This is a genomic window from uncultured Microbacterium sp. (assembly GCF_963521695.1).
Taxonomy (GTDB): domain Bacteria; phylum Actinomycetota; class Actinomycetes; order Actinomycetales; family Microbacteriaceae; genus Microbacterium.
The window spans coordinates 1-9090 of record NZ_CAUQWC010000144.1 but is presented as its reverse complement, the minus strand read 5'-3'; the positions used below and the strand labels follow the sequence as shown (position 1 = coordinate 9090).

Annotated in this window: 10 protein-coding genes; all 10 read left to right on the top strand. The window is 71.4% G+C overall.

Annotated features, from left to right (window positions below):
- A partial coding sequence (locus tag RWP81_RS11170) for an enoyl-CoA hydratase-related protein (protein WP_314456113.1) occupies positions 1 to 364 on the top strand: 364 nt, incomplete at its 5' end.
- Entirely contained in the window at positions 361 to 1254 is an 894-nt protein-coding gene (locus tag RWP81_RS11165) for a 3-hydroxyacyl-CoA dehydrogenase family protein (protein ID WP_314456111.1), read from the top strand. The genes RWP81_RS11170 and RWP81_RS11165, both read left to right, overlap by 4 nt.
- Entirely contained in the window at positions 1251 to 3299 is a 2049-nt protein-coding gene (paaZ, locus tag RWP81_RS11160) for a phenylacetic acid degradation bifunctional protein PaaZ (protein ID WP_399540587.1), read from the top strand. The genes RWP81_RS11165 and paaZ overlap by 4 nt, the downstream gene beginning before the upstream one ends.
- 74 nt (positions 3300 to 3373) lie before the next feature.
- On the top strand, positions 3374 to 4336 hold the full coding sequence (gene paaA, locus RWP81_RS11155) for a 1,2-phenylacetyl-CoA epoxidase subunit PaaA (protein WP_314456107.1): 963 nt from the start codon (positions 3374 to 3376) through the stop codon (positions 4334 to 4336).
- Positions 4336 to 4641, top strand: coding sequence for a 1,2-phenylacetyl-CoA epoxidase subunit PaaB (paaB, locus tag RWP81_RS11150; protein ID WP_314456104.1), 306 nt, complete (start codon positions 4336 to 4338; stop codon positions 4639 to 4641). Before paaA ends, paaB begins: the two co-directional genes overlap by 1 nt.
- A 104-nt stretch (positions 4642 to 4745) precedes the next feature.
- Complete coding sequence (gene paaC / locus RWP81_RS11145) at positions 4746 to 5600, top strand: 1,2-phenylacetyl-CoA epoxidase subunit PaaC (RefSeq protein ID WP_314456102.1); 855 nt, start codon at positions 4746 to 4748, stop codon at positions 5598 to 5600.
- On the top strand, positions 5600 to 6079 hold the full coding sequence (gene paaD / locus RWP81_RS11140) for a 1,2-phenylacetyl-CoA epoxidase subunit PaaD (RefSeq protein ID WP_314456100.1): 480 nt from the start codon (positions 5600 to 5602) through the stop codon (positions 6077 to 6079). Before paaC ends, paaD begins: the two co-directional genes overlap by 1 nt.
- On the top strand, positions 6079 to 7206 hold the full coding sequence (gene paaE, locus RWP81_RS11135; protein ID WP_314456098.1) for a 1,2-phenylacetyl-CoA epoxidase subunit PaaE: 1128 nt from the start codon (positions 6079 to 6081) through the stop codon (positions 7204 to 7206). Before paaD ends, paaE begins: the two co-directional genes overlap by 1 nt.
- Positions 7207 to 7216: 10 nt before the next feature.
- Positions 7217 to 7987: an enoyl-CoA hydratase-related protein gene (locus RWP81_RS11130; protein ID WP_314456096.1), complete on the top strand. Its 771-nt coding sequence runs from the start codon at positions 7217 to 7219 to the stop codon at positions 7985 to 7987.
- A gap of 297 nt (positions 7988 to 8284) precedes the next feature.
- Positions 8285 to 9013 (top strand): hypothetical protein, encoded by a 729-nt coding sequence (locus RWP81_RS11125; protein ID WP_314456094.1) that lies wholly within the window; start codon positions 8285 to 8287, stop codon positions 9011 to 9013.
- Positions 9014 to 9090 lie beyond the last annotated feature (77 nt).

Here is a 9090-nt window from a genome sequence, read left to right as displayed (position 1 = left end):
CGGCAACCCCGAGCCGGGCCTCGGCATCATCGCCGCGGCGGGAGCGTCGTGGCGCCTGCCCGAGATCGGCGGGCACGCGCGCGCGAGCGAACTGCTGCTCACCGGACGCGTGATCGACGCCGACGAGGCCCTCTTCTGGGGGCTGGTGTCGAGTGTGCACGAGACAGATGACCTGCTCGCCGCCGCGCACGCGATCGTCGACCGGATCGCGGCGAACTCCGCCCGCGCCACGGTGCTCACCAAACGCGTTCTGCTGGCGCCGCGCGCCGCGCACCCCGCCATCGACGGCGAGCTGCAGGCCGAACTGTTCGACAGCGTCGACAAGCACCGGCGCATGACCGCGTTCCTGGAGAGGAAGAAGTGACCGCCCTCCCCGCCGACCCGAGCGCCGGCACATCGGCCCGCTCCGGACCCCCGGCATCCCTCCCCGCCACGGTGGGCGTGCTGGGCGGGGGCCGCATGGGATCCGGCATCGCGCATGCGTTCCTGCTCGCCGGCTGCCGCGTGCACATCGTCGAGCGCGACGCTGCCGCCGCCGGCCACGCCCGAGCCCGGGTCGACGCCGATATGGAGCGCTCCGCCGCGCGGGGGACGGTCCCGGATGCCGACGCCCTCACCGCCGGCATCGACCTCGCCGCCTTCGCGGGTGCGGGGCTCGTCGTCGAGGCCGTCCCCGAGGACCGTGCCCTCAAGCTCGCCGCCCTCCGGCGGATCGAGGAGGTCGTCGATGACGCCGCGGTGGTGGCATCCAACACCTCCTCGATCTCGATCGACGCGCTCGCCGCATCGCTCGCGCGGCCCGAGCGCTTCCTCGGCCTGCACTTCTTCAACCCGGTGCCGGCATCGGCGCTGGTCGAGGTCGTGACCGGCGCTGCCACCCTTCCGGAGGTCGTGCAGACGGCGCGGGACTGGGTGGACGCCATCGGCAAGACCGCCGTCGTCGTGCGCGATGCGCCGGGTTTCGCCTCGAGTCGGCTCGGGGTGGCCCTGGGGCTCGAGGCGATCCGCATGCTCGAAGAGGGGGTCGCCTCGGCGCACGACATCGACGCGGCGATGGAGCGGGGGTATCGGCATCCGATGGGACCGCTTCGCACGACCGACATCGTCGGACTCGACGTGCGCCTGGGCATCGCCGAAGAACTCGAGCGCGCGTTCGGCGCCCGCTTCACCCCGCCCGCGCTGCTGAGGCGACTCGTCGCCGAGGGGCATCTGGGCCGGAAGTCCGGCCGCGGATTCTACGAATGGAGCGAATGATGACGTTTCTCCCCAGCTACGTGAACGGCGCATGGTGGACGCCCGATGGCGATCCGGATGCCGCGATCGTGCGCGACGCCTCGACCGGTGACGAGATCGTGCGCGTCAGCACTCGCGGGCTGGACCTCGCCCGCGCGGTGGACTACGCCCGCACGGTCGGCCGGAGAAGCCTCGGCTCACTCACCTTCGCCCAGCGCGCGATGGTGCTGAAGAACCTCGCGATCGCGCTGAACGACCGCCGCGAAGAGCTCTACGTCCTGTCGGAGCGCTCCGGATCCACGCGGCGCGACTCGCTCAGCGACGTCGACGGCGGCATCGGCGTGCTGTTCACGTTCTCGTCGAAGGCGCGCCGCGAGCTGCCCGCCGGCAACGTCGTGCTCGACGGGCCGATCGAGCCGCTGTCGAAGGACGGCTCCTTCCTCGGCCGGCACGTCTACACGCCCCTCCCGGGAGTCGCGGTGCAGATCAACGCCTTCAACTTCCCCATGTGGGGCGCGCTCGAGAAGTTCGCCCCGGCCTTCCTCGCGGGCCTCCCCACCATCGTCAAGCCCGCGACCCCCACCTCGTACGTCGCCGAAGCGTGGGTGCGCATCGTCGTCGAGTCGGGGCTGCTGCCCGAGGGTGCGCTGCAGCTCGTGAGTGGCGGTGTGCCGGGCCTGTTCGACCTGCTCGATGTCGGCGACACCGTCGGCTTCACCGGCAGTGCCTCCACGGCCGAACATCTGCGCGCGCGAGCGAGATCGGGCGTCCGCTTCACGAGCGAGACCGACTCGATCAACGCCTCGATCCTCGGTCCCGACGCGGTGCTCGGCACCCCCGAGTTCGATGCCTACGTGAAGCAGCTGCTCGTCGAGCTCACCACCAAGGCGGGACAGAAGTGCACCGCGATCCGTCGGGCGATCGTGCCGATGGGGATGACGGATGCCGTGGCCGAGGCGCTGCAGCAGAAGATCGCGGAACGCGTCGTCATCGGCGACCCGCGCGCCGACGGCGTGACCATGGGGCCGCTCGTCTCGATCGCACAGCGCGACGAGGTGCGGCGACAGGTGCACGCGCTCACCGACGCCGGTGGGCGCTTCGTCGTCGGTTCGGCCGAAGCGCCGGAGGGCCTGCCCGCAGAGGGGGCCTTCCTCGAGCCGATGCTCCTGGCCTTCGCGGATGCCGCCACCCCCGCCGTCAACGACATCGAGGCCTTCGGCCCTGTCGCCAGCATCGTCGAGTACACCGACGTCGCCGAAGCGGCCGACATCGTGGGTCGGGGCGGCGGGTCGCTCGTCACGAGCGTCGCCACCCACGACCCCGGCGTCGCGACCGAACTGCTCACGCGCATGGGCGCGATGAACGGCCGTGTGCTCTTCCTCGACCGCGACGACGCCCGCACCTCGACCGGCCACGGTGCCCCCGTGCCGCATCTCGTGCACGGTGGCCCCGGTCGCGCGGGCGGAGGCGAGGAGCTCGGCGGCATCCGCTCGGTGCTCCACTACATGCAGCGGACGGCCATTCAGGGCTCTCCCCGCATCCTCACCGCGCTCACCGGGGTGTGGCATCCGGGTGCCGATACCGACACCGGCGGCATCCATCCCTTCCGCAAGGCCCTCTCGGAACTGAGGATCGGGGATGCCGTGGACTCGGCCGAACGCGAAGTCACCCTCGACGACATCGAGGTGTTCGCAACCTTCACCGGCGACACGTTCTACGCCCACATGGACGAGGAGTCCGCCGCGGCGAACCCCTTCTTCCCGGGGCGCGTCGCGCACGGATACCTGCTCGTGTCGTGGGCGGCGGGGCTGTTCGTCGACCCGGCGCCGGGTCCGGTGCTGGCGAACTCGGGCCTGGAGAACCTCCGCTTCGTCACCCCCGTCTCACCCGGCGACCGCATCCGCGTCGCCCTCACGGCCAAGCAGATCACCCCGCGCGAGACCGACGAGTACGGCGAGGTGCGGTGGGACGCCGTCATCCGGAATCAGGATGACGAGATCGTCGCGCAGTACGACGTGCTGACGCTGGTGGCGAAGACGTGGCAGCCGGTGCCGGTGCCGGCGTGAGCGTAAGGCCGTTGCGGTTCGACAGCCCCGTGGATACAATTTACTGAACGATCGGTCTGTAAAAGGAGTCGACGATGACGATGACCGCCCCCGAAGTCGACGACGGCGAGGCCCTGTTCAGTGCCCTCATCGAGGCCGACGGCCGGATCGAACCGCGCGACTGGATGCCGGAGGGGTACCGCCGCACGCTGATCCGGCAGATCTCGCAGCACGCGCACTCCGAGATCATCGGCATGCAGCCCGAGGGGGCGTGGATCACCCGGGCGCCGAGCCTGAAGCGCAAGGCGATCCTGCTCGCCAAGGTGCAGGACGAAGCCGGCCATGGCCTCTACCTCTACTCCGCCGCGCAGACCCTGGGCATCACGCGCGACGAGATGACGCAGCAGCTCGTCGACGGGAGAGCGCGCTACTCGTCGATCTTCAATTACCCCGCCCCGACCTGGGCGGACATGGGCGCAATCGGGTGGCTCGTCGACGGGGCCGCGATCTGCAACCAGGTGCCGCTGTGCCGGGCATCGTACGGACCCTACGGCCGCGCGATGGTGCGCATCTGCAAAGAGGAGTCGTTCCACCAGCGGCAGGGTTTCGAGATCCTGCTCACCCTGATGCAGGGCACCCCGGCGCAGCGCGAGACGGCTCAGGATGCCGTGGACCGCTGGTACTGGCCGAGCCTCATGATGTTCGGGCCCCCTGACGACGACTCGCCCAACTCGGCCCAGTCGATGGCGTGGAACATCAAGCGTTTCAGCAACGACGACCTGCGCCAGCGGTTCGTGTCGAAGGTGGTTCCGCAGGCGGCCGTGCTCGGCGTCACGCTTCCCGACCCCGAGCTCCGTTTCGACGACGAGACCGGGCGGTACGAGATGGGCGAGATCGACTGGACCGAGTTCCACGAGGTGCTCGCCGGGCGCGGACCGCTGAACACCACCCGCCGCCAGCACCGCCGCGACGCCAACGAAGAGGGCGCGTGGGTGCGCGAAGCCGCTGCGGCGTACGCGGCGAAGAAGCAGCGCCGCCTCGCGGAAGAGGCCGCCTGATGGGAACGCCCGGCGGCAGCCCCGCCGAGATCTGGCCCCTGTGGGAGGTGTTCGTGCGCGCGAGCCGCGGCCTCAGCCACGTTCACGTCGGATCGCTCCACGCGCCCGACGCCGACCTCGCCGTGCGCAACGCCCGCGACCTGTACACCCGCCGCGGAGAGGGGGTCTCGGTGTGGGTCGTGCCCTCGGATGCCGTGACCACCAGCGACCCGGGAGCGAAAGGCGCGTTCTTCGAGTCGCCGTCGGGGAAGAACTATCGCCACGCGGTGTACTACACCGCCTCCGAGGGGGTGCCGCACCTGTGAGCACCGCGACTGATCACGACGCGGCGCCGGTGGCTGAGCCCGTCGACGCGTCCGGCGCGGGGGGCCGGCTCCCTCGACAGGCTCAGGGACCCGGCGCGGCATCGGTGGCTGAGCCCGTCGAAGCCTCCGAGGACCCCCACGCCGGAGACCCGCACGGCGACGTCTCGCTCGACGCACGCGAGCTCTCCGCCGAGTTCGCCGGGGAAGAGGAGCGCGCCGTCGATCCCGACGTCGCCGCCTACGCGATGCGCCTCGGCGACGACGCGCTCATCCTCGCGCAGAACCTGAGCGGGTGGATCGCCCGTGCGCCCGAGCTCGAAGAGGATGTGGCCCTCGGCAACATCGCCCTCGATCTGCTCGGCCACGCCCGGTCGCTGCTGCGCTACGCCGGCAGCCACGACGGCCAGAGCGAAGACGACCTCGCCTACGGACGCGACGAGCACGAGTTCCGCTGCGCGTGGCTGTTCGAGCTCCCGCGCGGCGACTTCGCACACACCATTGCACGCCAGCTCCTCGCCTCGACGTACCTCCTCGAGCTGTACCGCGAGCTCGCGGCATCCACCGATCCCCTCCTCGCCGCCGTCGCGGCCAAAGCGGAGAAAGAGGTGGACTACCACCGCGACCACGCCGTCCAGTGGACGCTGCGCCTGGCCGGGGGGACCGACGAGTCCCGCCGGCGCGTGCTCGTCGCGCTCGACGACACCTGGCCGTTCCTCGACGAGCTCTTCCGCGACGAGCCCCTGCACGACCGTCTCGGCGACATCGCGGTGCGCCCCTCGACGCTGCGCGGGCGCGTCGATGACGTGCTGGCCGCGGTACTCGCGGAGGAGGAGGTGCCGGTTCCCGCGATCCCCGGATCGTCCGCCGGCGGACGCCGCGGCATCCACCATCCCGTCTTCGGGCCGCTCCTCGCCGAGATGCAGGTGCTGGCCCGCCGCCACCCGGGGGCGATCTGGTGATGGCCGCGCTCGAGCGTGCGCGCGAGGTCGTCGCGGCGGTCGTCGATCCCGAGGTGCCGGTGCTCACGATCGACGACCTCGGAGTGCTCCGCGACGTGCGCCTCGACGGCGACACCGTCACGGTCACGATCACGCCCACGTATTCGGGGTGCCCCGCCGTCGACGCCATCCGCGACGACATCCTGCTCGCGCTGACCTCGGCCGGCTTCGAGCACGTCGTGGTGAAGACCACCCTCGCCCCGGCGTGGACGACCGAGTGGATGAGCGAGGCCGGCACGCGCAAACTCACGGCCTACGGCATCGCCCCGCCCACCGGACGCGCCCCCGCCGGACCCATCCGCCTGACGCTCAGCGTCGCCTGCCCGCGCTGCGGCTCGCCCGATACGCGCGAGGTCTCCCGCTTCGGCTCCACCGCGTGCAAGTCGCACTGGGAGTGCCGCGCCTGCCTCGAGCCCTTCGACCACTTCAAGGCGCTCTGATGACGACGATGGATGCCGTGCCCCCGGCCGCCACCGCGCGCCCCCGCGCCCGGTTCCACACCCTGCGGGTCGCCGACGTGCGCCCGCTCACCCCGACGGCGATCGAGGTGACCTTCACCGTCCCCGACGACCTCGCCGACGCCTTCGACTACGCCCCCGGTCAGTACGTCGCGCTGCGTGCCCACGTCGACGGAGAGGAGCTGCGTCGCTCCTACTCATTGTGCCGCCCGCCCGTGCGCGGCTCCCTCAGCGTCGGCATCAAACGCGACCCCGAGGGCCGGTTCTCGTCCTGGGCTCATCGGGGTCTCCATCCCGGCGACCACATCGACGTCATGAGCCCGCAGGGCACCTTCGTCTCGAGGGACTCGACGGCCACCGGCCACGTCGTCGCGATCGCCGCGGGATCGGGGATCACCCCGATCATGGCGCTCGCCGCGGGCGTGCTCGAACGATCCGCCGAGACGCGCGTGACGATCGTGTACGTCAACCGCTCGTCGACCGACGTGATGTTCGTCGACGAGCTCGCCGATCTGAAGGACCGCTACCCGGCCCGGCTGACCCTTCACCACGTGCTCTCCCGCGAGCAGCGCACCGCACCGGTGTTCTCCGGTCGCCTCGACGAGGAGCGCCTGCGCGTGATCCTGTCGCGGCTCATCGATACGGCATCCGTCGACGAGTGGTTCTTGTGCGGGCCGTATGCGCTGGTCGAGCTGTGCCGCGGGGTGCTGGGCGAGGTGGGCGTGCCGCGGGAGCGCGTGCGATTCGAACTCTTCACCGCGGGCGACGGCGATGCGCCCGCGCAGACCGGCGGAGCGCGCCCCGTGCGCGTCCGCGCCGACGAGGCGGTGCGCCGCATCGCGTTCACGCTCGACGGGCAGTCCGCCGCGGTCGAGAGCCCGGTCGCCGCGAATGAGACGATCCTCGCCGCCGCCCTCCGCGTGCGCCCCGACGTGCCCTTCGCCTGCGCCGGCGGTGTGTGCGGCACCTGCCGCGCCCGCGTCATCGAGGGGGCGGTGTCGATGACCGAGAACTATGCGCTCGAGCCCGACGAGATCGAGCGCGGCTATGTCCTCACCTGCCAGTCGCACCCGCGCACCGACGTCGTCCGCGTCGACTACGACGGATGAGAGGGATGCCGTGATCGACTACGCCTTCGCTGACGGTCTCGCCGAGATCACCCTGAACGCGCCGTCGCGCCGGAACGCCCTCCGCATCGACGACCTGCGCGCGCTCGCCGATGCCTACGACCGCGCCGAGGCCGACGGCGCGCGCGCCGTGGTGCTGCGCGGCGAGGGACCCTCGTTCTGCGCCGGGCGCGACATCTCGGGCGTCGACCCGGCCATCGACGACGTCGCGGGGTACCTCGAGGGCACACTCGCGCCCCTGCTCCGTCGCATGTCGGCGTTCCTCGCGCCGACCTTCGCCACAGCCCACGGGGCGTGCCTCGGCGTGGGCCTCGGTCTGCTCATCGCCACCGACGTGGTCTACGTCGCCGACGACGCCAGGATCGGCTCCCCGTTCGCCGCCCTCGGTGCGACCCTCGATTCCGGTGGCCACGCGCTGTTCGTCGAACGCCTCGGCACCCACGCCACGCTCGATCTCATCTACACCGGCCGCATGCTGACCGGAGAGGAGGCCGTACGCGCCGGGCTCTTCTCGCGGGTGGTCCCGGCATCCGAGATCCAGGATGCCACCGTGCTCGCCGCCCGTCGCGCGGCGGCCGGGCCCACCGAGGCGTTCCGCGCCAGCAAGCGCATCGTGACGGCCGTCCGTGACGAGCGGCTGGGCCTCTGGGAGGCGATGGCACTCGAGAATCGCGCGCAAACGGCCCTGGCCCGCACCAACGACTACCGCGAGGGCTTCGCGGCGTTCCAGGCGAAGCGCGCGCCGGAGTTCACGGGGCGGTGAGGTCGACGGCGCGGGACGTGTCCCCCTGCGTGCGGATTCCTGGGGCCGGGGCTGCACGAACGGGGACATGTCGTACCGTCCCCCTCAGCCGAGGTCCCACTTCGTGCGGCAGATCGGTACGGGGCTGCACGAACGGGGACACGTCGTCGCACCGCCCCCATCGGTTCCGGTCCCGAGTCGTGCGGCAGAGCAACGTCGGGGGTGCGCGGCGCGGGACACGAGCCGACCGGCCCTCCGATCTGCGCGAGGCCCGGTTCGCCGCGCGACCCCGGCCGTTGTTGATGGTGAGATCGCCTCATGCCGATCGATGAACAAGACGAACTCGCTCAGTTGCGTCGCCGGGCCTATTCTCCGACGGCTGACATCGCGTCAGACCCGAACGCCCTGCGACGACTGATCGAGCTCGAGGCGCGGCCGGTCTCGGCGGAAACGGAACCCGCTCCCGTCGAGGGAGAACCCCTCATCCCCACGAGTGAGCCGGCACCGGATGCCGCTCCCGCTCCGCCGCGCTTCTCCCTGCCGCGCCCGCGTCGATCGACGGTGCTGCTCCTGGGAGCGGCGGCCGTCGTCGTCGCAACCCTGGCCACGGCGCTCACCCTCGTCCAACGGGTGCAGACCGATCCCCTGCAGACCGGTGCGACGCAGATCGCACGGCTGTCGGCCGATCCGGCTTTCGACGTCCCCTCGACGCTGGCGCGGGGCGTCATCGGCGAGGTCACCGCCTATGAGGAGTTCGAGGGTTTCCGGGCGCTGACTCTGCCCTCGTATCAGGATCCGGGGGGCACGGCGCGCTGCATGACCCTCTGGCAGCCCGCGCTGCTCGACACGAGCGGCGGGGTCGGCTTCTCCTACACCGGGGATTACCCCGTGCTGAGCGTCTGTGGCGCCGGTGTCTTTCCGCCGACCTCGACGATGCTGCTTCGTGAGGAATCGCCCGAGCGCGAGCAGACGAGCTTCCCCGCGGGCACCGCCCTGCAGTTCGTCTACGACGAGCAGAACGACGAGATCGTCGTCTTCCGCGGCTGACCCCGTCGCTCGCCTTGGGGCTGCTCGCCGTGCGGCCGCTCGCCCGCAGCCGTTCGCCGGCCGCGAGGGTGCGTGCC

Bases quoted from the DNA above. Each gene is read 5' to 3' on its own strand.
- paaB (WP_314456104.1), top strand. From the start codon at position 4,336: ATGGGAACGCCCGGCGGCAGCCCCGCCGAGATCTGGCCCCTGTGGGAG.
- paaD (WP_314456100.1), top strand. From the start codon at position 5,600: ATGGCCGCGCTCGAGCGTGCGCGCGAGGTCGTCGCGGCGGTCGTCGAT.
- paaE (WP_314456098.1), top strand. From the start codon at position 6,079: ATGACGACGATGGATGCCGTGCCCCCGGCCGCCACCGCGCGCCCCCGC.
- paaA (WP_314456107.1), top strand. From the start codon at position 3,374: ATGACGATGACCGCCCCCGAAGTCGACGACGGCGAGGCCCTGTTCAGT.
- paaZ (WP_399540587.1), top strand. From the start codon at position 1,251: ATGATGACGTTTCTCCCCAGCTACGTGAACGGCGCATGGTGGACGCCC.
- RWP81_RS11125 (WP_314456094.1), top strand. From the start codon at position 8,285: ATGCCGATCGATGAACAAGACGAACTCGCTCAGTTGCGTCGCCGGGCC.